The sequence below is a fragment of the Pectinatus frisingensis genome (genome assembly GCF_015732285.1).
Taxonomy (GTDB): Bacteria; Bacillota; Negativicutes; order Selenomonadales; family Selenomonadaceae; genus Pectinatus; species Pectinatus frisingensis.
On sequence record NZ_WIQU01000030.1, the window covers coordinates 13,875 to 38,151 of the forward strand.

Genomic DNA, 24,277 nt, shown 5'->3' on the forward strand with positions numbered 1-24,277 from the left:
AAGGGGTTGTCGCACAAACGACATTGACCTCATGAATATGCAATCTACTGCCATTATCCGGTTCTGTATCCTTACAAAAGGAAATAGCGGGAACGGAATAGTGTATATTTATGAATGAAAATGTTTGTGTGTGACAGCCCCTCATTTTTATATATTTACATAAAGTGAGAAATAAAAAAATTCCTTTTTTTAGTAAAATAATACACTGCTGATTTCTCCAGCATCAGCAGTGTAAAAAAAGAGGAATTTTTAATAGCGTACTATTGGGAAATTATTGGAAATTAGAAGGCAAAGATAAGGTTAGAGAAGAAAGCTGTATGGTGAGGATTTTCTGCAGCATATTCAGAATTAATTGCTTTACCAAAGAAGAAATAGTTTTGCAATTGAATATTCTTTGTGAAATGGTACCAAATACTGGCTTCCATACCCTTACTGCCAGGTTTTTCACTACCGTTAACAATACTAGACATAATAAGAGCATCAGAACCAAGATACCGATAACCGATAGATGATCCCCAACGCTTGTCACCCCAAGGACTACCATTGTAAACGAGTTTGAGATCGTAAGCTTTGTTTTGATAATCCTGATTACCATGAGAATAGAAACCGGTAAGATCAAGATTTTTAGCCAGATTTTGACGGGCATTAAGAGCGATAATACCTAATCTGCCATCATAAGCATTCGGGGATTTGAGACTATAATAACCGAGCCCGGCAGATGTTTTAGGCGTAAAAGTATGTTCTGCAGAAAAACCATATACGCGAAGTGTAGCGTCATCTCTTGTGCTTCCATCATTATAGAAATCATAGCGATTGCCATGACGGATAAAACCGGCTGACCAAGGAGAAGACAGATCGGCATTTTTTTCATATACTTTACCAGTATAAGCCTTAAGTGTAGTTTTACCCATGTTGTAATCAACTGCAACACCTTTAGTACGGGCGTTACCAACAACACCATCTTGTAAATCAGGAGTAAAGAGACCGATTGTGGCATTGATATTTTTGCCTATTGGCCCTTGGGCATACATGCGATAAATCATAGCATTGACATCTTTATTGGATGTGCCATATAGATCAGAGAAAGATTCTTCTCCATTCCAGCCTTTGGTATTGGTTCCCCATTTCCAGTCTAAACCACTGTGGAATCCCCATCCGTCACCGACATCAGCATCGACATTCAGGAATATTTCTTTTTCCCACCAAGTATGGCTGTCGCTAATACCTTTCATAGCTTTGTTAGCGAAAACACCACTTATTTTTACATTATCAGTTTTCTTCTCGACATTTGACATGCGAATACCAAGAGAAGTTAACTCATCAGAGAATTCGTTAGATAGACGCTGAATTAGAGCTTTGTCTTCTTCACTGGCTTTTTCAGAGTGAGTGCGGGCACTAGCAATCATTTGTGCCATTTCGTAACGAGTAACAGCTCTGTCTCCACGGAATGTGCCATCACCATAGCCTGTGATGATACCATCATTGGTTAATTTGGTGACGGCGGCCACTGCCCAGTTGTCTGCTGGAACATCAGAGTATAGCTGGTCGGCGGAAGCAGCATATGCTGCACTTGTGGTAATAATAAGTGCGGATAAAGTGGATAAAATAACTTTTCTTTTGTTCTTCATAAATTTTCCTTTCTCCCCTTACTTATGAATATAACAGAAAATTCATATTCATATTAATTAACTTAACAGAGTTAATATAACATCAATACAGTCAGTTTGTCAATAAAAAATATATCTTTTATAAAAATAAAATATAACAAAAATAAAATATAACATTACAAATATGAAAATATAAAGACATTTATTGTTTGACAGTATTAATAAAAATCATTGATCTGAATTAGTTTTAAATAAAACTTAAAAAGTACTTATTTGGTATGTGTTTTTGCCGATTTGAAAAATTTCTTGTTAAGGAACATACAATATAAATAGAAAGGTACGTTAAAATAAAAATTTATTTATAAAAAACCAGTAAAATTATTGACATGACAAACAAATAGTATTGTTATGTCAAAGCGTATTAAGTTATAATATATATTATAAAAATGAGGTGGGATAATGATTAAATATCAGGCGATTGCAAATGACATTAAAAAAAAGATAACTGATGGGAAATACATGCCCGGTGATCAGTTATCTTTAGAAAAAGAAATGTGTGAAGAATATAGCGTAAGCAGAATAACCATCAAACGTGCTGTTGATGAATTGGTTAATTTGGGACTGATAGTCAAGCGGCGCGGTTCCGGTACATTTGTAAAATCAATTGAAGATGAAGAAGATATCAGGGAACTTAGCATGGCGCGTCAATTTGCCGGTTTTGCAGAAACAAACAAGGGACATGAAATAGGAACAGTGGTGATAAAGTTTGATATTGATCACCCATCCAAGGAAGTAGCAGCGAAACTGCAGCTAACGACGGAAGACTTTGTCTATGACATAATACGTGCTCGGTCGGCTGATGACCAAGCAATCGTTATTGAATATACCAAAATGCCTATTCAGTTGATTGCCGGTTTGAAAAAAGAACATATCGAATCGTCTATTTATTCCTATATACAAGATAAGCTGCATCTTAAAATTCAATCAGCTCATCGCACTATTCGTGCGGTAATGCCAACTTCTTTAGAAAAAAAATATTTAAAAATTGATAAAGAGTTACCTCTGCTGGAGATAGAACAGGTTGCTTTCCTTGATGATGGCAGCCCGTTTGAATATTCAATATCACGGCATCGTGGAGATAAAATAGCATTTAAAACAGTAAGTATTCGTTAATGAAAAAAGTTTTGATTTTGTGACTCAATTTGGAAACTATATGGATTTTATGAAAGATATTTTTTATATAAAAGTCACTACAATCTAAGGTTTAACTATTTTATTTCTCATATGTATTTATTTAAAAATATTCTAGTAAAAGATATGTCATTTTATTGACAAAAGATATATTAAATTCTATAATATAAAAATGTAATAGTCAATTTTAGGAGGAAAATAAATGAATATATATTTAGTATGCAATGCCGGGATGTCAACATCGATTTTGGTTAAAAAAATGCAGGATGAAGCAGAAAAGCAGAATTTATCAGACATACATGTGGAAGCTTTTTCAGTGGAGATTCTGGATGAAAAGGTAGATACTGCTGATGTGGTTTTGCTGGGACCTCAGATCCGCCATATGCTCAATGATGTAAAAAAGATAATAAATGATAAATGCCCGGTAGAAGTAATCGATATGAGAGACTACGGTATGATCAATGGTAAAAAGGTTTTGGAAAAAGCACTGAAACTTGTCGGCAATAAATAATGGTAAAGTACCAAAACATTGCTAATGAACTTCGTAAGAAGATAGTAAGTGGAGAATATCCTCCCGGCACACAGATCGCTTTGGAAAGGGAACTGTGTGAAAAGTATTCAGTCAGTCGGATAACGGTAAAACGGGCTGTCGATGAGCTTGTCAAGCAGGGACTGATCGTTAAGCGGCGCGGATCAGGCACCTTTGTGAAATCGGTTGAAGATAGTGATATGAAGGCTTTAAGTATGTCGAGGCAGTTTGAGGGATTTACTGAAAGCTATCAAGGGAAAAAAGTAACTTCTAAGATAATAAAATTTTCTATAGTACATCCTAAAGAAGATATTGCCGCTAAATTGCTTTTAAAGTCGGATGATTTTGTCTATGATGTCGTGCGGGTTCGCTGTGCATTGGATGTTCCAATAGTAATAGAGTATATGAAGATGCCGATACAGCTTATCCCTGGTTTAAAAAAGGAAATATTGAAAAAATCTATTTATGCTTATATTCAAAATGAATTGAAACTGAAAATTCAATCAGCACACAGGAGAATATGTGCTGTTATGCCGAGTAAGGAAGAGAAGGCCTATCTGGGTATTGAAAGCACACTGCCGCTGCTGGAGATAGAGCAGATTGCCTTTTTGGATGATGGACGGCCGTTTGAATACTCCGTATCCAGACATCGCGGTGACAAGATAGCTTTCAAAAGTGTAAGTGTAAGATAAGAAAATGGAATAGAACACAGATTGAATAATGCTCTGTTGAGAATCATTTGAGGTTAACTAAATGATTGATTCGGCAGAGCATTTTATTGTTTTTATAGTGAGGACAGTTGAAATATTTTGTTTGAACAGGGTAATGGACAGGTAGTATAATAAAATCGTATAATTATATGAATTGAACTTCGTACTTGGTTTTGGTTGACTAGTACAATAAACTTGAACCGCTCTTACCTTTTGTCCGCACAGAAAGGCGGGAAACTGTGCACCGCATGGTGGTGGGTTGCATAGATTTGACAACTTTTACCGATTGGTATAACGCTGACTAACACAATTTTATAAGTAGAACATTACAGGAGGATCTTAACATTGAAGTTTATAAAATTTCTTATATTTCTTTTTTTCGTCATTGGCGGCAGTATGACTGCCGGCACGGCATCAGCTCAGTTTAATAATACAATCTTGTTTGTACCGCATGATAACCGTCCTATTTCTTTTCAGCAGACAGCGGATAATATCCGGGCGCTTGGCTATAATGTGATAACACCACCGGAAAACTTACTGGGAAGCCGTGACGATTTAGGTCATCCGGAAGCTCTGGAAGAATGGGTAATGGCAAATGCCAGTAAGGCTGATTTTGCGGTTTTGTCAGCGGATTCCTTAGTATATGGCAGCCTTGTGGCTTCACGCAAGCATAATATACCGGCAGATGTGCTGCAGCATAGAGCTCAGGTTTTTTCTGCTCTGCATCAAAAATACCCTTATTTGCCGGTTTATGTTTTTGGCTCGATTATGCGCACGCCCCAGACTAGTGAGGCATCTTCTGAGGAACCAGACTATTACCGTGTTTACGGTACACAAATAGCCCGGTACACGGCGCTTTCAGACAAGCAGGAAAAAGATGGATTGACAAAAAAAGAGATAAGGGAAATGGACGACCTGAAAAAAGCTATTCCACAGGCATCTATTAATGACTGGTTGTCACGTCGGGCAGGGAATTTTACTGTAAACAAATACTTGATAAGTCTTACAAGAGATAAGGCTATTTCTTATTTGGTCTTAGGCTGTGACGATAATGCCCGGTACTCACAGACAGACAGAGAACGCCGGGCGCTTGACAAGTTCGCCGGTGCCGTTGATTCTTATAAATCAGTGGCCGGCGTGGACGAACTGGGGATGATAATGCTGGCACGTGCTGTCAACCAACTCAAGGGGGACATTCCTTTTGTCAGCGCACACTATGCTGCCGGAATAGGGGCGGATACCATACCGGCTTATTCCAATGAACCGATAAAAGACTCAGTAAAAACACATATAAATGTGGCCGGCGGGTTGCAGATAAATAACGACAAAAGGGCTGATTTGGTGTTGTTGCTCGACACCGATGAAAAAGGTGTAACTTATGCAGCCAATGATCCGGATAATACTCTTACACCACGTGCCAATACAGTATCCTTTGTTGAAATGACCGGAAGGTATCTGGCAGAAGGTAAAAATGTCGGTATAGCAGATATCGACTTCGGTAATGGTGCAGACAATGCACTAATGAATATACTGTGGCAAAAAGGATATTTGGCAAAACTTGGAGCTTATGCCGGCTGGAATACACCGACTAACAGCAGTGGTTATGCTATAGCTATGGGGATGCTCGCTTCTTATGCTGATAAAGATGAAACAATTGAGATGTTAGTGCCGCGTTATCTGGATGACTGGCTTTATCAGGCCAATATTCGTCAGCAGGTTGCTAATAAAATGGATAGTTTTACTGGTGAAGGCGACTATGGCGATACAAAGACACGTATTATACAGGCACAGCAGTATGCAACAGAATTGATGCGTCAGGCTGTCGTGAAGTACGGTTTAACACAGTTCCCAAATCAACAGTCATTGAAAAACGTACGGGTTGAATTTCCATGGCATCGTCTTTTTGAAGCAGCTTTTATCATACCAAAAGAATAAATACAGTCCAGATGTAAGCTGAATACAACTATAGGTTGTTGATAATGGTTTTTTATAGTAAAATTAAAAAGTGTATGTTAGGTATATAGTTTATACTAACTTGATTTTATTAAGAAGAAAGCTGTCATTAATTAACTAAATTTATATTGAATATATAAGCGTTGATTCCAGTAAGAAATTTTATATGCGCTATATAAAAGAGAGAAGTTATAGCTTATAATGGAGAAAAAGTCTGGAAGTGTAGTTTACAAAAACATATTAGTATTGAACCTGCGTAAGATCGGCGATACCATTATGGCTACAGCAGCGGCTTACCTTTTAAAAAAAGCGTATCCGGACGCTAAAGTAACAATGCTGGTAAAACCATTGACCAGAACAATCGTTGAAAATAATCCGGTTATTGACGAAGTATTACTTTATAATTACTCCCACAAGGCAAAAATATCTGAAATACGACAGACGGCCGGGCTGCTGAAAAGCAGGCAGTTTGATCTGGCGGTGGTGATAGATGGCAAACCTCGCTCAGCAATACTTGCTTATCTGGCTGGGATACCCAATAGGATAGGTTTTGAAAATATAACCTTGCGCAATATATATTTGAGATTATTCTATACACAGATATATGATATTGACTATGATTTTGCCGCTACTCAGCAAGTAAAAAACCATGAAATATTTATAAACCGTATAACTAAGAGAAATGATACAGCCAGGATGATAATGCCGGAAGTACCTGAGGCAGATAAAAGGACAATAGATGAACTGCTGTCAGGATTTCCCGCTGATAAATTGAAAATAGCATTGTGTATAAGAAGTGGCATAGCTTATAAGGACTGGCCGCAAGACAGGTTCATAAAGACAGTGCAGGGACTCTCGCAAGAACATAATAATGCTGTTTTTTATACGGTAGGTTCAAATAATGATTATACTTATGCGCAGGAATTTATAAGAAAATCCGATATGAATATTAAAAACCTCTGCGGCAGGACCAATCTGCCGCAGCTGGGTTATCTTTTGCAAAAAACAGATTTTTTATTATCGGTGGATACCGGTACGGCACATATAGCAGCGGCAGTAAATACTAAAGAAGTAGTTGTTTTTGCCGGAACATCGCACAGGCACTGGGCTCCTTATGGCGGTAATGTAGCGGTGGTTTACCCGGATATCAGCTGTTATCCCTGTAAGGATAAGGTAAGAAGAAAATGTACAGATTATCCTTGTTTACAAAATGTGTCAGTGAATCAGGTAATAGCAGCGTGTGATAAAGTATTGGCAGATATGGAGGGAACGTAGTAAAATGTTTGAAAACGCAGTAAAAGAAAAAAACGTTTTGTCAAATAGTGCATTCCCGCCGGAACAGGCTGATATACATATTGCTTTTGGGATAAGTGCTGATTTTACATATCCGGTAGGAGTGCTGATTACTTCCATATTAGAAAACAATCGTGATTTAAAAATCGCTTTTCATATATTTATCGATGGTTCGATTGCACTTGAAGAAAATAAAAAGTTTATGGCCTTATTATTTTCTTATAATACGTCGATAACTATTTATGGGATAGATAATAGCATTTTTACCGGACTTGACGACAGGGAATTTACAATTGCCGCTTATTATCGATTTGTGATACCATATCAGCTGAAAAATATTGCATCAAGATGCCTCTATTTAGATGCTGATATAATATGCCTGAATTCGTTGGACTCCTTTTCTAATATAGCTTTTGCTGGAACTGCAGCATGTGTGGTAGAAGACTTTAGACTGGATAAGAATAACCAGCCTGTATTAACTGCTGCCAATACAGGGTATTTTAACAGTGGTATGATGTATATTGATGTACAGCAGTGGCTGCATCAACAGATTTCAGAAAAATGTATTGCCCTGCTTCGTGAGGTAAATGAGCATCCTGAGCGAAAAAAAATATATGGATATGCATTCCAATGTTTTGATCAAGATGCATTAAATGTAATATTAAAGGACAAAGCTATACATTTGGCTCCTTCGTATAATTTTTTATGTAATATAAGCCTGAAAAAAAATGCAAAAGTAGAGAAGATACCGGTAGATACGATTTTTCTCCATTATCATGGTTTTAACAAACCGTGGCATGAATGGTGCTTTCATCCTTTGGCCAGATATTTTCGTAAATACTGGAAACTGTCTCCTTGGAAAGATACTCCTCTTGATACAAGACCTGCCAAGTATCGACAGATGAGGCTTTATGCTAAATATTTCATGAAAAAAGGAGTCTTTTTTACAAGCCTTTACTGGGTATATAGGTCGGTTGTGAAAAAGTATATCCAAAAATAAAGGAGGAAAATGTGTGGATGAATTTGTAATAAAGCATATGTTTTTACAATCAATAATAGAACGGGAAAAATTTTCGTTTATAGAAAATGAAGATAATATTGCGGGACATATCGGTTACGGACTGGATAATAATGCAGCACGTATGACAGGTACATCAATAACATCTATTTGTGAAAATAACAAAGATAAAAAATTTGTTTTTCATTTGTTATGCAATGATATATCAGAGGAAAACATACACAGATTTGAGAGTTTAGCACAACAATATAAAATTGATATAAATATGTATTTTTTAGATATCAAGTCTCCTCTGTTGCGTAACTTGGCAACTACTTCTGTATTTCCCCTACCAACATGGTATAGAATATTTTTTCCATATATACTGGAAATTGATAAGTTTCTTTACTTGGATATTGATATCATTTGTATAGCTGATATTTCAGAGTTACTTAATGTAAAAATGGAAGATTCAATAGTTGGTGTCGTCAAAGATTTTGAACAGGTTTGTATAAAAAAGACGAAAATGTTGAAACTAAGAGACTATGTATATTTTAATGCAGGAGTAATGTTGATAAATGTTGAGAAATGGAAAAATGAATGCTTAACTGAAAAACTGCTTTCTTTGATAAAAATTAAGCCTACACTTCTTGACCAAGATATATTAAATATAGTATTTTCCCAAAAACCACATTTCTATTTAAGTGATATTTATAATAATATCGGTTTATGGTGTGAACCAGAAGAAGTAATAAAAAATAAATTGAAAGAGATTAAATTAATACACTTTGCAAATCACCCTAAACCATGGAGTATATTATGGCAGTATGAAAAAAGGCCATATATGGAAAATATTTATAATAAATACGAAAAGTTGTCACCATGGAGAGAAATGCCTTTGGAGTTACCCCAAAATTATCATCATAAAAGATGGTATGCGGAGATACTCAGAAATGAAGGGAAAATAAAAAAATCGTTATATTGGTACTGGCAGTATATCAAGGGAAAATATAAACTGTAATAATGAGGGAAATGTATGCCAACAATATCAAAAGAAATATTTGCTGAGAAATTAGATAAATTGATGTACTTTTTTTTGTTAATTTTTTCATTGACTTTTTATATAGATATACCGATTAATTTTATAGTTATAGTCTTTGTATTAGGATTAATAAAATATATATTGATTCGGCCTAAAATTAAGTTGGAGACTCATCATATCTTTTTTGTTGGTTTTTTTTTACTGGGGATTTTAGTATCATTACTGTTTAGTAGTGGAGGTCAGTCATTAGCAATAGCTTTAAATGCTTATAAATCGCTTTATATAGCGCCAGTGGCAGGGCTCTTTTTGGTGTTTTTCTTTCATGCAAATAGGCATAGGATAATAGTATTGCTTTCTTGCGTGGCATTTAGTTTATCAATAAACGCTATTATTGCCGTACTTCAGTTCTTTTATGGTATAAAAATAGATCGTGTTATAGGATTATTTTCCAATGTTATGCTTTTATCAGCTACACACTTGTTAATATTGCCCATTCTATTGGTTATTGTTGTATATGCTAAGAATGTGTCTCGATTTTTGAAATATTTTTATTCAGCTGTTATTTTAATAAATATCCCATTCGTTATGCTGGCAGGGACGAGAATTGTTTGGATCGGACTTAGTATATGCAGTGCACTAATATTTTTTTTGGGGATAAAAAATAAAGTAAAATTAATTCCAATAGTTTTAGGTATTTTATTGATTATATTCACAACAGTATATTTTAATCCGGCATTAAAGGCTAGATTTGATTCCATTGATAATGTATCGACTAATGTTAATACAGGCTATCAGTCTAACAGGGAACGGATCTTGATGTGGCGGGCTGCATGGCAGATGTTTGAAGATTATCCTGTTTTTGGAGTAGGACTGGATAATTTTTATAAACAATATAAGGATAATTATAAAGTTCCAACTGCAAGGGAAGTGCAATGGCATGCTCACAATACTGTGCTAAATACAATGGCACAAAGTGGTATAGTGGGCACTATCGGTTTACTTTCCTTATTTGTTTATCTATATTATGATGTTATACGGGCATGGAAACGGGATAAAAACGTAATCGCGGTAGCTTATTTTTTCTCTTTATTGGGGTATACTATAAATTTAATGACAGATGTACTATTTTCTGGACATTCTGTTAAATTACCTACATATATTTTTTGGTTGATTACGGGTATGTATTTATCATTAAATCATTATATTAAAATATCAAGTAAATAGCGAGTTGATTTTATTGAATCCTATAGTATGTAAAAAGGTAAAACTTAATAAAGCTGATTATACGGTGTCTTATATAATGCCGATATTATTGTTGATGGTCGATTATATGGCACTTTTATCAGCTCAGAAAATTGCTGTATATCTACGGCAACAAGTGGGATTTTTATCGATATATCATTTTATGCCGGGCATACCAAATCTTTATTTTTATTTTCTTGTACCAGTTGTTTTTATTGCTTTTCTTTATAATTCACACATATATGTGAATAGAATGCCGTTTTGGGAGGTTATAAAAAAAATATTCTATTCAACAATATTGAGTACAATGGTTTGCATAACTATGATGTATTTTGGACATATTGCCGGTGGTGTGTCTCGTATATATGTTGCAATATTGGGGATAGCGGCATTTATTTTTTTGTGCAGCTATAGATATTTTTTTAAGAAAATTCTATTTGAATTAAATTTGATGCAGGAACCTGTGATAATAATTGGTGCGGGTAAAACGGCCGAATTAATTGTAAAACAGTTTGAATGTGATACGGGTATGGGAATAAAGATTATTGGGTTCATTGATGATAAACCTATATCCAAAGTATTACCAGAGCAATATCCTGTTTTAGGTAGGATTGATGAAGCAGAAAAAATAATAGCACTGACACAAGTAAATACGGTTATTATTGCTGCACCAGGGATGGAAAAGCAAAAATTACTTGTTCTTATGAATCGTATACAACCGTTGGTAAAAGATTTGTTGTTTGTTCCTGATTTAATTGGTGCACCAGTAATAAATATGGAAATACAGAAGCTTTATGATACAAAGATAATGATGTTAAAAATCAAAAATAATATGTCCAGATGGTATAATAAACTTTTAAAAAGAAGTTCTGATATAATATTTGGTTATACACTATTTTTTGTCTGTATGCCTGTTTTAATTTGTATTTCTATAGCAATAAAATTTGATTCTAGTGGAACAATTTTTTTTAATGCACAACGTATAGGTAAAAATGGCAATAGATTTATATGTTATAAATTTCGTACTATGTATGAAAATGCCGATGAAAAATTACAGAACTATTTGTTAAAAAATCCCAAAATGATAAATGAATGGGAAACATATCATAAAATAAAAGGAGAAGATCCGCGGGTAACAAAAATTGGTAAATTGCTCAGAAAATATAGTTTGGATGAACTGCCACAGCTTATAAATGTGGTTAAAGGAGAAATGAGTATAGTGGGACCGCGACCGTATTTACCAAGAGAAAAGAAAGCTATGGGAGATTATTTTAATATTATAGTTACTAATTTGCCTGGTATAACTGGCTTATGGCAAGTTAGTGGCAGAAATGAAGTAGCATTTTCGAATAGACTGATAATGGATGCATGGTACATACAAAATTGGTCAATATGGATGGATATCGTTTTAATTTATAAAACGATATTTACAGTAATAAATAGGCGTGGGGCATATTGATTTTAAAACTTTTGGAAAGTGAATGGTAAAATGATAAAATATGATTACATGATTATTGGTAGTGGTTTGTTTGGGTCAGTATTTGCATATGAAGCTACTAGACGCGGATATTCATGTATGATAATTGATAAGAGAAAACATATTGGTGGTAATGTTTATTGTGATAATAAAGATGGTATTAATGTCCATATGTATGGTGCGCATATTTTTCACACTGAAAATGAGAAAGTATGGAAATATATGAATCAATTCGCAAAATTTAATAATTATATAAATACTCCAATGGCAAATTATAAGAAAGAGCTGTATAATTTACCTTTCAACATGAATACTTTTAATAAAATGTGGGGAGTGATAACTCCTAAAGAGGCAGCAAAAAAGATAAAAGGCCAATGTGCTATAATTCATAATACACCTCAAAATTTAGAAGAACAGGCAATTAGTTTAGTTGGAACAGATATTTATGAAAAATTAATTAAAGGATATACAGAAAAACAATGGGGACGAAAATGCCGTGAGTTACCGGCATTTATTATTCAGCGCTTACCTGTTAGGTATACCTATGATAATAATTATTATCGGGATCGTTATCAGGGTATACCTATAGGTGGATATACTAATATAATTAACAAATTATTAAGGAAATGTGAACTAAATTTAAATATTAATTTTAATGATGATCAGAGTTATTATAAAAAAATGGCAAAAAAGCTTGTTTATACGGGGCCAATTGATGAATATTTTTCCTATGAGTTTGGTCCTTTGGAATATAGAGGTTTGACGTTTAAGACTAAAAAATTTAATATTGAAAATTATCAGGGAGTAGCTGTTATGAACTTCACTGATTATGATGTTCCATATACTCGTATCATCGAGCATAAACATTTTGAATTTGGTACTCAGCCAGTTACTTATGTTACTAAAGAGTATCCTGTCAGTTGGAAATTAGGCGATGAAGCATATTATCCAATTAATGATAAAAAAAATCAAGAGCTTTATAAAAAGTATTATGAATTATCGACAACAGAAAAAAATGTTATATTTGGTGGCAGATTAGCCGAATATAAATATTATGATATGGATGAAGTGATCGAAAGAGCGTTAAATGTAATAAAAAGAGAGTTTGGTTAATGAATATAAAAATATTAATTGCATTGCATAAGCCCTATTGGGTTGTGCATGATGAAGCTTATATGCCAATACAAGCAGGAAAAAAACTAAATAAAGACATTGGTTTTAAAGGTGATGATACAGGCGAGAATATATCTGATAAAAATCGTAATTATTGTGAATTGACCGCTATATATTGGGCTTGGAAAAACTTGGAGGCAGATTACATAGGATTGGTTCATTATCGTAGATATTTTACGAAAAAATCGCTACTCAAGAATAAAAAAAATTCAGTTTTGAAAATAAAAGATTGGGTTAATTTGTTAAACCAATATGATATAGTTCTTCCTAAGAAAAGAAATTATTATATTGAAACAAATTATTCTCATTATGCTCATGCGCATTATGGAAAAGATTTAGATAAAACAAGAGAAGTAATAAAGCAACTATTTCCAGAATATGAAAAAAGCTTTGAAAAAGTAATGAATAAAAGAACAGCACATATGTTCAATATGTTTGTTATGAAAAAAGATAAATATGATAGATATTGTCAATGGCTGTTTACAATACTTTTTGCACTCGAAAGTCAGATAGACATATCTGGATATAATAAAACAGAAGCTAGAGTATTTGGTTATATAAGTGAATTATTACTTGATGTCTGGTTAAATAATCAAAAATTAAGTTATAAAGAGATAAATGTTACATTTATGGAGAAACAAAATTGGTTAAAAAAAGGTTTTATTTTTCTAAAAAGAAAATTTTATGATAGAGGTTATAAGGTTGAGTAAAATCAATATAATCGAAATGTACAAATATAGATTTTTATTGAAAGAATTAGTTACTAGAGATTTAAAAATAAAATATCGGCGTTCATTTTTAGGTTATTTATGGAGTTTGATGAATCCATTATTAATGATGTGGATATTGACATTAGTATTTTCTTATGTGTTTCGTTTTGATATACCTAATTATCCATTATATTTAATTATAGGACAGACTATTTTTGGTTTTTTTAGTGAATCAACTAGTATGGCAATGATGTCTGTTATTGAAAATGCAGCATTATTAAAAAAAGTATATGTGCCTAAGTATATTTTTCCTATTTCACGAGTATTATCTAGTTTCGTTACCATGATATTCAGTTTAATGGCTATTTTTATTGTTATGAAAGCAACTGGAGTTCCTTTTAAAATTACACTTTTGGCATTACCTCTGTCATTGTTTTTTGTATTGTTGTTTTCTGTTGGGGTAGGTATGTTTATCGCAGCTATTACTGTTTATTTGCGCGATATGATGCATTTGTATTCAGTAGTGCTCACAGCATGGTCATTTTTGACACCAATATTTTATCCAATATCAATAGTTCCACAAAATATTCGCTGGATATTACAATATAATCCATTATATTATTTTATAGATTATTTTCGCCAAATTGTATTATATGATACATTACCAAGTTTGCACACAACAGTTTTTTGTTTTGAATTAAGCATAGCCGCAGTAATCATAGGTGGAATTGTATTTAAAAAATTGCAAAAAAATTACTTGTTATATATATAAAATAAATTGCAATGGGTGAAATAAATGACAAATAATATTATAGAAGTGCAAAATGTAACAATGTGTTTTAACTTAGTGCAGGAACAGTTTTCTGGATTAAAAGACTTAGTCATAATGGCAAGCAGGGGAAAATTAAAATTTAATAAATTTTTTGCTTTAAAAAATATAGATTTACAAATAAAAAGAGGCGAAGCATGGGGAATAATTGGCAGAAATGGTTCAGGTAAAAGTACATTATTAAAGCTAATATCGGGAATATATGCTCCCACAAAAGGGAAAATTAAAGTTAGAGGTTCAATAGCGCCATTAATTGAGCTAGGTGCTGGTTTCGATATGGAATTAACAGCTAGAGAAAATATATTTCTAAATGGTGCAGTATTAGGATATAGTCGTGAATTTATGAAAAATAATTTTGCTGAGATAGTAGCTTTTGCTGAATTGGAACAATTTGCTGATGTACCAATAAAAAATTTTTCATCGGGTATGGTTGCTAGATTGGGCTTTTCAATAGCTACTATGGTTAAAGCAGATATTTTAATAATCGATGAAATATTAGCAGTAGGTGATGCTGTTTTTCAGGAAAAATGTTATAAACGTATGAGAAAAATGATGGATAATGGTACAACTGTATTATTAGTGTCACATAATATAGCGGATGTAAAAAAAATATGTCAAAAGGTATTGTGGTTGGATCATGGCCAAATGAAAATGATAGGTGACGTTCAAAATATATGTAATTCATATGAAAATATATAATGGGAGAGAATGATTAGTGGAATTAAATAGCAAAAAAAATATAAAAATATTTGTATCACATCGAATTGACTTAGATAGTGAGGTAATAGATAATCCATTATATTATCCTGTCCGTTGTGGAGCTGTTTATGATAAGAGAAAAAATATATCCATACCAGGAGATAATACTGGGGATAATATTTCAGAAAAACGGGAGAGTTTTTGTGAATTAACAGTTTTATATTGGGCTTGGAAAAATGTAAAAGCTGATTATTATGGACTGTGTCATTATAGAAGATTTATATCGTTTAACTCCGAATATAAAAAAAATAGTACAGATAAAAAGTCTGGATTTATTACAGAATCTAGACTTACAAAAGATATGGTGAAAAAATATAATCTGACTGAAGACATGATGCGTAATGAGATAGAGAAATATGACTTAATTATAACACCAGAAGAAGATACTCATAAATCATGGGATGGACCGCATGAAAATGTATATGAATTATGCAAAAAACGATATAGAGATTTCGATATGAATGGTGTAGACAAATTAATAAAGATAATTTATGATAAATATCCGCAGTATGCTTCGTATACAAAACAATATTTTGCAAATCATTATGCAAAATTCTATAATTGTTTTATTATGAAGAAACAATTATTAGATGTTTTTTGTGAATTTTTATTTGGAGTATTGTTTGAATTAGAGTCAAATTTGGATACAACAAACTATAATTCTTGGAAAATAAGAATGCCAGGTTTTATGGGAGAACATCTATTTGGCATTTTTTGCTTATATCTAAAAGAGAAGAAAGAGTATAAAATAGCTAGAAAAGACTTAGTTTTTTTTCAAAATAATGGAAAACAAAAAGAATTATTTCCAGCATTTAATAAAAATGATATACCTGTTGTATTCGGATCGAGCAATGAATTTGTACCATATGCATGTGTTTTTGTAAAATCCGTTATTGATAACATGAATAACAATAATAATTATGATTTTATAATTTTAGAAAAAGATATATCAGAAAAAAATAAAGAAATAATGTATAAAATGGTAAAAGAATATCAAAATATTTCAATAAGATTTTATAATGCTTCAAATATATTAGGTGATAATAAATTTTACATAAATTCATCATTTCAATCAGAAGTGGCTTATTATCGTATATTAGCACCATTTATATTAAAAAATTATCATACAAAAGCAATTGTTATGGATTGTGATTTAATTGCTAAATGTGATATAGCTGAATTAATGGAAATTGACTTAAAGTCGAATTTTGCTGGTATTGCAAAAGATATAGTATGGCATGCTTGTTATAATGGAGCAGTCATGGCACTAAGGGAATATATACATAAAACTTTTCCTATAAAAAATCCATTTAATTATGTTAATACAGGAGTTATATTATTTGATCTTGAAAAATATAGAACTAATTTTACAAAAGAAGAAGTTATAAAATTAGCTACCAGCAAGAAGTTTATGATACAAGAGCAAGATGTATTAAATTTACTATTAGAGGATAAAATTCTATTTTTAAACATAGAATGGAATATGTACTTACCAGTTTCACCCTTTGTGAAAAACTGTATAGATAATTATGCACCAATATATGAAAAAAAGGAATATTATAAAGCGTATGAAAGGCCTAAATTATTGCATTGGGCTGCACAACCAAAACCGTGGAATAATCCTAATATAGATTTAGCAGAAGAATGGTGGACAGTGGCAAGGAGAACCCCTTTTTATGAAATTATAATACAAAGACTAATTTTAGAAACAAATAGGATAAATCATAATGATTATAAATTATCTTTTGCACGAAAAATAGTAGATAAATATTTTCCCAAAGAAACAAGACGAAGAGAGATATTGAAGTTTTTTATTCCACGCAATTCGAAGCAATGGAATATATTAAAAAAAATGTATCATAAAATTTCATTAGATTAGGAGAAAAGATTTGGCTGATATAAAAATTTTTATATCAAATAGAATAGATATAAATAGTACGCAAATAAATAATTCATTATATGTTCCAGTAAGGTGTGGGGCTGTTTATGATAAACGAAAAAATATATCTATATTAGGTGATAATACTGGAGATAATATTTCAGCTAAGCGTAATAGTTTTTGTGAATTTACTGTACAGTATTGGGCATGGAAAAATATAGATGCAGATTATTATGGTTTATGTCACTATAGAAGATTTTTAACATTTTCGAAAAAAATTTTTAAATCAAATAATCAAAAACAAATTATGGAATATTTTTTAGATAAAAATGCTATACAGAAATACGATTTATTAAATGAAAAAGGAATGCGTAAATGTATAGAGAAAAATGATGTAATTGTAAATGAAATAGCAGATGTAAAGTATATACCAACACCTAAAGGATTTATAAATACTGTATATGAACACTGGAGTGCACATGATGGCATGTTTATAAATAAAAATGTACTTCCAATATTATTAAAAACAATAAGGCAATTATGTCCAGAATATTTTCAAGCAGCTAATGAATATTTAAATGGGAAATGGCATAGGGGTTATAATTGTTATGTAATGAAAAAAGTGTATTTTCAGCGAATGAATGAATTTCAATTTACAATATTGTTTGATTTAGAAAAAAAACTAAAAAATAGTAAATATCTTGATGGATTAGAACGAACAATGGGGTATTTGGGTGAAATACTATATGGTATATATATACATTATTTACTAACTAAAAAAGATGTGAAAATAGTAGAAAAACAATTAGTCTATTTTAATCAAACAGAAGTGCCTAAAAATATGGTAAAAAAATATTTGCAAAAAATATTAATTTTTTTTAAAATAAATTTTGAAAATATAGGTTTTATATTATTACCAAAGGCATCAAAACGTAGAAAAATAATAAAAAAAATATATTTTAAATTAATGAAATAATATAAGAATTATAGTATTGTGAGGGAAAAAGATGAAAGTAGTAATACTGGCAGGAGGATTTGGAACACGTATAAGTGAGGAATCTCAGTTTAAACCTAAGCCAATGATAGAAATAGGGGAAATGCCCATATTATGGCATATAATGAAAACATATTCGTACTATGGATACAATGAATTTATAATATGTGCAGGATATAAACAGCATATTATAAAAGAATATTTTGCCAACTACTGTTTGTATAATTGTGACATAACGTTTGATTTTAAAAATAATAATGAGATAACCATACATAATAATTGTTCTGAGCCATGGAGGGTAACTGTAGTAGATACAGGATTAAACACAATGACAGGGGGACGCGTGAAGCGGATTGAACGATATGTTGGAAATAATACATTTATGCTTACCTATGGTGATGGTGTTTGCGATGTACCGATAGACAAGTTAGTGGAATTCCATCGAAAACACGGGAAAATATGCACGATGACAGCAGTTAAACCGGAAGGACGTTTTGGTATACTGGATATTGAAGGAGTAAATATAAAATCTTTTCGTGAAAAAAGTAGAAATGATGTTGGTTATATAAATGGCGGTTATATGGTATTGGAACCACAGATTTTTAAATATATAAAAAATGATATGACTACTTTTGAAAGAGAACCACTTGAAACCATTGCGGAAGAGGGGAACTTAGCGGCGTATAAGCATGAAGGTTTTTGGCAGTGCATGGATACGCTGCGGGATAAAGAAAAATTAGAAGAAATGTGGCAATCAGGAAAAGCACCATGGAAAGTTTGGTGCAAGAATGCATGATTTGAGTTTTTATAAAAATAAAAGAGTATTTATAACGGGACATACAGGATTTAAGGGAAGCTGGCTTTGTAAGATACTAAGTATAGCAGGAGCAAAAGTCACAGGATATAGTTTGATGCCATCGACATCCCCAAGCCTTTACGAATTAGCAAAAATTGATAAGGGTATAAATAGTGTGATAGGTGACATAAGGGATAAAAAAAATTTGGAAAAGGCTTTTGAAAAAGCAGCGCCAGAAATAGTTTTTCATTTGGCAGCACAACCGTTAGTCCGTGAAAGTTATAAAGATCCGGCATATACATATGAAACTAATGTTATGGGGACAATTAATGTATTGGAATGCATTCGTAAAAGTGAAACAGTAAAATCATTTGTGAATGTAACAACTGACAAAGTATATAAAAATAACGAATGGATATGGGGCTATCGGGAAAATGAACCATTAGATGGATTTGATCCATATTCAAATTCTAAAAGTTGTTCTGAAATAATTACCCATAGTTATAAATCGAGTTTTTTAGCTGAAAAAAACATTGCTGTTTCGACAGCAAGGGCTGGTAATGTTATCGGAGGTGGTGATTTTTCCGCTGACAGAATAATACCAGATTGTATCAAAGCTGTATCGAAAAATGAGAAAATAGTAGTAAGAAATCCTTATTCAACGAGACCATATCAGCATGTACTGGAACCATTGTTTGCATATTTATTGATAGCCCGGGAACAATATAAAGATAATATTAAATCAGGTTGGTATAATGTGGGACCAGACGAGTGTGATTGTTTAACAACAGGAGAGTTAGTAGATATTTTTTGTCGTAAATGGGGAAAAGCTAAATGGGAAAATATATCAGATGGCGGACCTCATGAGGCAAATTTTTTGAAATTGGATTGTTCTAAAATAAAACATGATTTGAAATGGAGACCTAATTGGCATATAGATAAAGCTATAGAAAAGACTATAGAATGGACTAAGGTGTATTTACAAAATGAAGATATTTGTGTGGAAATGAATAAAGAAATAAAAGATTTTATGGAGATGAATCAGTAGTGAATACAGCAATTGTCAGTGGGGCAAATGGTTTTGTAGGAAGCGCCGTAGTTAAATATCTGGCGTCACAAAATGTGAAAGTTATTGCTTTATGCAGGAAGGGCAGGGATAATAACGTTCCCAATACACCCTTGGTGAAAAAATTTAATATAGAATTGGGAAGCATAAAAGATATTGTAAATAAATTACCGCAAAGAAAATATGATATTTTTTATCATTTCGCGTGGGATGGCAGTGCTGGTGAGGCCAGAGCTGACACAAGACTACAACTGCAAAATGCCCAATGGACGGTGGAAGCACTTCAGGCAGCCCATGGATTGGGGTGTAAAAGATTTATATGTGCGGGTAGTATCATGGAACATGAGACAATGGCAGCTTGTTATACACAAGGGAATCGTCCTGGATTGGGATATATTTACGGTGGTGGTAAAGTTATTGCTCATATTATGTGTATGAGCGTAGCTGCAAAGCTTGGGATTGATTTAATTTGGCCAGAAATAACAAATGCATATGGTGTTGGTGAAATAAGTCCACGAATGGTCAATACCACTATTCGTAAATGTATAAATAAAGAAACACCACAATTTACTGCCGGTACGCAAAATTATGATTTTGTATATATAGATGATGTGGCGCGGGCATTTTATCTTATTGGGAAAAATGGTAAACCATTTCATGAGTATTTAATAGGCAGTTCTACCGCACGGCCATTAAAAGAATTTTTACTGGAAATGAAAAAATCAATAGCACCGGATTTGGTTTTTATGTTTGGAGATATACCATTTACGGGTACAAATCTGCCTATAGAAAAATTTGATTGTACTAATACAGAAAAAGATACAGGATTTAAAGCTCAAATAAGCTTTGCCGAAGGCACAAGACGTACAATGGAATGGATAAAGAAAGTAGGAAAATAATATGATACAAAAATTTGAATTCAAACATACCCAAATAGATGGACTTATAGAAATAACTCCCTTTAATGCCGATGACATAAGAGGCTGCTTTACCAAAGATTACTCTAAAGAAGTTTTTGAACAAAATGGCATAAAATATGATTTAAAAGAAGTATTTTATACGACTTCTCACAAGGGAGTAATCAGGGCACTTCACTTTCAGAGGGAAAAACAGCAGCCTAAACTAGTTCGTTGTATATATGGACACGTATATGATGTTGTTGTGGATTTGAGAAAAAACAGCCCGACATTTAAGGAATATTTGGGATTTGACCTCATAGGAGAAGAACATAACGAAATATTAGTACCCGCAGGATGTGCACATGGTTATTTGGTGTTGGAGCATTCAATAGTTTCCTATAAATGTTCAGAAAAATTTTATGGAGAATATGATGATGGGATACTTTGGAATGATAAAGATATCAATGTAAAATGGCCACTGGAAAAAGTTGGCGGTAAGGAAAAAGTTATATTAGCTGAAAAAGATAAAAATCTGCAAAGTTTTAATAAATTTATTGAAACTTATGGGGGATTCTAAGTTGGATTGTCTTATAATCGGTTGTGGAATAACTGGAGCTGTTATAGCAAGAAATATGGCAGAAAAAGGCTGCCATGTAACTATATGGGACAGGCGCAGCCATATTGGAGGTAACATGTATGATTTTATTGATAATCATGGTATCTTAATACATAGATATGGACCGCATACATTCCATACGAAAAAAAAAGCAATATATGAATATATTAGTAAATATGCTGACTGGCAGCCATATGAATTAAGATGTATGGCTAAAATAAATGGTAAATTTACACCTACACCATTTAATTTTCAAACAATAGACGATTTTTATACAATGGCAGGGGCAAAAAAATTAAAAAAAATAATAAAAAGTGAATTCAAAGAAAAAATGACAGCTACTGTATTGGAAGTAATGGGACATGAGAATGAAAGTATAAAGAAATATGGTGAATTTCTATTTGAAAATGATTATAGTCTTTATACAGCAAAACAATGGGGAATTTCTCCAGACAAGGTGGACCCTAGCATTTTGAAACGTGTTCCACTACGATTTTCATATGAAACAGGATATTTTGATGATAGGTATCAGGTAATGCCACAAATTTCTTATACAAAATTTTTTGAAAAAATACTTGATCACGAAAATATAGATATTAGATTAAATAAGGAAGCGATGGGGCATTTGCTGATAGATGAAGAAAGACACAAAGTATTACTGGATGGAGAAATTTGTAATATACCAGTTATATATACTGGGGCTTTAGATGAGCTTTTTAAAATAGATGAAGGTCCGTTGCCTTATCGTTCACTGGAATTTAAATGGAAATATGAAGAAACAGACAGTAAACAGCCTGCTCCAGTAGTGGCTTATCCGCAGGAAAAAGATTTCACACGAATAACGGAATATAAAAAATTGCCAGTTCAGGATGTAAAAGGCACGACATATGCAATTGAATACCCAAAAGCGTATAGGTATGGTGCTGGAAATGAACCATATTATCCAGTCCTGACGAGGGAAAGTAATGAACTTTACTCAAAGTATAAAAATAGGGCAGATAAGATAAAGAACTTATATTACTGTGGCAGGTTAGCAGATTTTAAGTATTATAATATGGATCAGGCTTTGGAACGTGCTTTGGTAATATACAAACATATAATGCTATAATTGCAGTGATTTGTCATGTTTATAAATTGTATTTTATAATGGATAGAGTATAATTAAGTTCGCAAAAGCAAAAATGGGAAAAGCCATCAAAGTTTCGAAAAGGTAAGTGTCCAGCAAACCAGCAAGAAATGAAAAATCGATGCCTTACAAAAATTCTACTGTATTTTTTGAGAAAATGTTATGAAATTTGTGTAAGATGAAGATTCAGTGCGATTCATGCTCAAGTGGTTCTGTGAACGTCTAATGGGAGCTGAAGTGGAAAGCAAGCTTTGTATCGAAAAATCAGAACGGAGTGACGAACAGCAGGGATAGCAATCAGGTTATTGAGTTTGCTGGAACGATTAGATAGAGAATTTGGTGCCAGATTGGAATTGTTAGAATTTTTCCAGTATGGATTTCTACGTCTGGTTTGTTATAAGCTATCTAACTGAGTAGAGTAAAGATTGGTTTAGGAGGCATTCTTATATTAACTTCCAGATTATTATGGAGCTTCAACTACAATTATCAAAGATTACTTGATTTGATTCGGAAGTTGATGGTTTTTGTGAACCTTGCTTGACATTATCCAATGCAGCTAAGCAGGAATATAAAGATGCGTGTCAAATATTTTATTGTGCAGATATTTGACACGTATTTCTATAAGGAATGTTTTGTGTAGGTCAGATTAGTGGGGAAAGAGGTTATGTGCGTGAGAGGTTTAAGGCAATATATCACGTTGGTTGATTTCCTTGGCAAAGCATTAGGTAATAGATATGAAGTAGTACTTCATGATTTAACAGTTCCGGAAAAGTCTATTATAGCAATAGCCAATGGCAATATAAGCGGGCGCAGAGTCGGAGGCCCGATCACTGATTTATTACTTAAAATTTTGAAAAAAGGTAAAAAAGAACATACAGTTTTTATAGCGAATTATAAGGGGAGAACAGGTAATAAGGTATGCCGTTCATCAAGTTATTTTATCTATAATGAGTTAAAAAAGATAATCGGCGTACTTTGTATAAATGTTGATATCACACCATTGATAGATTTTAAAAAAGTTATTGATGATGAAGTATTTTTTGTAAATTATGATAATAAAAAAAGTTTAAAAGATGACATAATGGAAAATTTGGAAGGTTCAGTAGATGACTTGATCAAAAATATGATAGCTTCAAGGTTTGAAGAATATGCGCATATGAGCGTCAGGATGTCATTTGATGATCGCTTGAATTTGGTCAGCAATTTATACAATGACGGATTTTTTTTATTGCGCGGCAGTGTCAGTGCACTGGCAGAAAAACTTGATGTATCGGAGCCGACACTTTATAGGTACCTGAATCGTGCCAAACGTCGCATGGATAATAAGCTGTAATTTTTGTTTAAGGTAACAGATAAAATATTATTGCGTAATATAAGTCTATATAAAAG

22 protein-coding genes and 1 pseudogene are annotated in these 24,277 nt (G+C 32.7%); 22 read left to right on the forward strand and 1 reads right to left on the reverse strand.

The window, feature by feature from the left end; all coding sequences use genetic code 11:
* Window positions 1-281 precede the first annotated feature (281 nt).
* The gene (locus I6751_RS05170; protein ID WP_196590390.1) at window positions 282-1,628 is read right to left on the reverse strand and encodes an S-layer homology domain-containing protein; all 1,347 of its coding nucleotides are present in this window, start codon (window positions 1,626-1,628) and stop codon (window positions 282-284) included.
* A 438-nt stretch (window positions 1,629-2,066) separates the two neighbouring features.
* Here I6751_RS05170 and I6751_RS05175 point away from each other — a divergent pair, with 438 nt between their 5' ends.
* From I6751_RS05175 to I6751_RS05275, 22 genes and pseudogenes are all read left to right on the forward strand, one after another.
* Window positions 2,067-2,780 carry a GntR family transcriptional regulator gene (locus I6751_RS05175; protein WP_196590391.1) on the forward strand — a complete coding sequence of 238 codons (714 nt, stop codon included), beginning with the start codon at window positions 2,067-2,069 and terminating at the stop codon, window positions 2,778-2,780.
* Window positions 2,781-3,000: 220 nt separating this feature from the next.
* Window positions 3,001-3,309 carry a PTS sugar transporter subunit IIB gene (locus tag I6751_RS05180; RefSeq protein WP_196590392.1) on the forward strand — a complete coding sequence of 103 codons (309 nt, stop codon included), beginning with the start codon at window positions 3,001-3,003 and terminating at the stop codon, window positions 3,307-3,309.
* On the forward strand, window positions 3,309-4,019 hold the full coding sequence (locus tag I6751_RS05185) for a GntR family transcriptional regulator (RefSeq protein ID WP_196590393.1): 711 nt from the start codon (window positions 3,309-3,311) through the stop codon (window positions 4,017-4,019). The genes I6751_RS05180 and I6751_RS05185 overlap by 1 nt, the downstream gene beginning before the upstream one ends.
* Window positions 4,020-4,382: 363 nt before the next feature.
* Complete coding sequence (locus I6751_RS05190; RefSeq protein WP_196590394.1) at window positions 4,383-5,972, forward strand: DUF4127 family protein; 1,590 nt, start codon at window positions 4,383-4,385, stop codon at window positions 5,970-5,972.
* A gap of 219 nt (window positions 5,973-6,191) precedes the next feature.
* Window positions 6,192-7,265, forward strand: coding sequence for a glycosyltransferase family 9 protein (locus tag I6751_RS05195; protein ID WP_196590395.1), 1,074 nt, complete (start codon window positions 6,192-6,194; stop codon window positions 7,263-7,265).
* Window positions 7,266-7,269: 4 nt separating this feature from the next.
* On the forward strand, window positions 7,270-8,283 hold the full coding sequence (locus I6751_RS05200) for a glycosyltransferase family 8 protein (protein ID WP_196590396.1): 1,014 nt from the start codon (window positions 7,270-7,272) through the stop codon (window positions 8,281-8,283).
* Between the two features lie 13 nt (window positions 8,284-8,296).
* On the forward strand, window positions 8,297-9,301 hold the full coding sequence (locus tag I6751_RS05205; RefSeq protein ID WP_196599001.1) for a glycosyltransferase family 8 protein: 1,005 nt from the start codon (window positions 8,297-8,299) through the stop codon (window positions 9,299-9,301).
* Window positions 9,302-9,316: 15 nt separating this feature from the next.
* Window positions 9,317-10,546, forward strand: a complete 1,230-nt coding sequence (locus I6751_RS05210; RefSeq protein WP_196590398.1) for an O-antigen ligase family protein — start codon at window positions 9,317-9,319, stop codon at window positions 10,544-10,546.
* A gap of 76 nt (window positions 10,547-10,622) precedes the next feature.
* Window positions 10,623-12,023, forward strand: coding sequence for an undecaprenyl-phosphate galactose phosphotransferase WbaP (gene wbaP / locus I6751_RS05215; RefSeq protein WP_196590399.1), 1,401 nt, complete (start codon window positions 10,623-10,625; stop codon window positions 12,021-12,023).
* Window positions 12,024-12,053: 30 nt separating this feature from the next.
* Window positions 12,054-13,154 carry a UDP-galactopyranose mutase gene (gene glf, locus I6751_RS05220; RefSeq protein ID WP_196590413.1) on the forward strand — a complete coding sequence of 367 codons (1,101 nt, stop codon included), beginning with the start codon at window positions 12,054-12,056 and terminating at the stop codon, window positions 13,152-13,154.
* Window positions 13,154-13,924: a DUF4422 domain-containing protein gene (locus I6751_RS05225; protein ID WP_196590400.1), complete on the forward strand. Its 771-nt coding sequence runs from the start codon at window positions 13,154-13,156 to the stop codon at window positions 13,922-13,924. The genes glf (I6751_RS05220) and I6751_RS05225 overlap by 1 nt, the downstream gene beginning before the upstream one ends.
* On the forward strand, window positions 13,917-14,696 hold the full coding sequence (locus tag I6751_RS05230) for an ABC transporter permease (RefSeq protein ID WP_196590401.1): 780 nt from the start codon (window positions 13,917-13,919) through the stop codon (window positions 14,694-14,696). Before I6751_RS05225 ends, I6751_RS05230 begins: the two co-directional genes overlap by 8 nt.
* Window positions 14,697-14,720: 24 nt before the next feature.
* Window positions 14,721-15,452, forward strand: a complete 732-nt coding sequence (locus I6751_RS05235; protein WP_196590402.1) for an ABC transporter ATP-binding protein — start codon at window positions 14,721-14,723, stop codon at window positions 15,450-15,452.
* Between the two features lie 16 nt (window positions 15,453-15,468).
* Window positions 15,469-17,391, forward strand: coding sequence for a DUF4422 domain-containing protein (locus tag I6751_RS14025; RefSeq protein ID WP_196590403.1), 1,923 nt, complete (start codon window positions 15,469-15,471; stop codon window positions 17,389-17,391).
* Window positions 17,392-17,401: 10 nt separating this feature from the next.
* Window positions 17,402-18,367, forward strand: coding sequence for a DUF4422 domain-containing protein (locus I6751_RS05245; RefSeq protein ID WP_196590404.1), 966 nt, complete (start codon window positions 17,402-17,404; stop codon window positions 18,365-18,367).
* Window positions 18,368-18,398: 31 nt separating this feature from the next.
* On the forward strand, window positions 18,399-19,181 hold the full coding sequence (rfbF, locus tag I6751_RS05250; protein WP_196590405.1) for a glucose-1-phosphate cytidylyltransferase: 783 nt from the start codon (window positions 18,399-18,401) through the stop codon (window positions 19,179-19,181).
* A complete protein-coding gene (gene rfbG, locus I6751_RS05255; RefSeq protein ID WP_196590406.1) occupies window positions 19,174-20,229 on the forward strand; it encodes a CDP-glucose 4,6-dehydratase in 1,056 nt (351 codons plus the stop codon). Before rfbF ends, rfbG begins: the two co-directional genes overlap by 8 nt.
* A complete protein-coding gene (locus I6751_RS05260; protein WP_196590407.1) occupies window positions 20,229-21,146 on the forward strand; it encodes an NAD-dependent epimerase/dehydratase family protein in 918 nt (305 codons plus the stop codon). Before rfbG ends, I6751_RS05260 begins: the two co-directional genes overlap by 1 nt.
* A 1-nt stretch (window position 21,147) precedes the next feature.
* Entirely contained in the window at window positions 21,148-21,723 is a 576-nt protein-coding gene (gene rfbC, locus I6751_RS05265) for a dTDP-4-dehydrorhamnose 3,5-epimerase (protein ID WP_196590408.1), read from the forward strand.
* 1 nt (window position 21,724) lies between these two features.
* Window positions 21,725-22,870 carry a UDP-galactopyranose mutase gene (gene glf, locus I6751_RS05270; RefSeq protein ID WP_196590409.1) on the forward strand — a complete coding sequence of 382 codons (1,146 nt, stop codon included), beginning with the start codon at window positions 21,725-21,727 and terminating at the stop codon, window positions 22,868-22,870.
* Between the two features lie 139 nt (window positions 22,871-23,009).
* A pseudogene (locus tag I6751_RS13900) lies at window positions 23,010-23,179 on the forward strand (IS256 family transposase); the annotation flags it as partial.
* A 379-nt stretch (window positions 23,180-23,558) separates the two neighbouring features.
* Window positions 23,559-24,221 (forward strand): helix-turn-helix transcriptional regulator, encoded by a 663-nt coding sequence (locus I6751_RS05275; RefSeq protein ID WP_196590410.1) that lies wholly within the window; start codon window positions 23,559-23,561, stop codon window positions 24,219-24,221.
* Window positions 24,222-24,277: the final 56 nt, after the last annotated feature.